This is a genomic window from Bacillus cereus group sp. BfR-BA-01382 (assembly GCF_022663475.1).
GTDB lineage: Bacteria > Bacillota > Bacilli > Bacillales > Bacillaceae_G > Bacillus_A > Bacillus_A thuringiensis_S.
The window spans coordinates 1-708 of record NZ_JAKUFQ010000252.1; the positions used below are offsets into that span (position 1 = coordinate 1).

The window sequence follows — 708 nt, forward strand, 5'->3', positions numbered from 1 at the left end:
CTTTAGTCTTTCTTATACCGTTGATAAAGGGGGAAGATAAAAAAGTTAGCGTGTCTTGAATTTCCTTCAATGAAAGATTTGCTTTTAATAAATTTGAATTCTTGAGAATGAAATATATTTCTCTCTCAGTCAAAATACCGTTAGTAACTTCATCGTCATTCTGTTCAATTAAACAATTCAATATTTCTTTAATCAAGTTATTCTTTCGTATTAAATAATTGCTATCTTCTTCAATTTTTGTTAAGTCTAATAGACCACCAGACAAAAAAAGATTTTTATATGATTCATATGAAAGTGGGACCTTCATATGGCTTAAAATCAAATCACTCAAACTCTCTATATCGATCAGCACTACCCCATGTTCTTCAGCTCTATGTAATAATCTTGATGATGAAAATGATTTCCCGACTATAACGACAAAATCAGCATTGTTTTTTAATTTATGTTCTTTTAATGTATCAAAATCAATTTGACTTTCATTTACAGAAGGGGAGCTTGTTGATTTAGTATCGATAATAATTCTATATGAAAATTTTGGAGATGATATGGTTTGAACCAGAATATCTGTGTCACCTGATCCGCCAATCCATTTACTATCGTATCCCAACATTTCGAAACAAATAGCGCAAATTTTTTCAAATCTCTCAGGGTTGGTGGAATCTCCAGATGCAATTCTCAATTCTACTAAAACATCTTCAATTTCTTTTT

The 708-nt window shown here is 30.4% G+C and carries 1 protein-coding gene; it reads right to left on the reverse strand.

From position 1 onward, the window contains the following. Positions 1-708 (reverse strand): restriction endonuclease (locus tag MR160_RS33750; protein ID WP_242299225.1); only part of this gene is annotated, 708 nt, incomplete at both ends.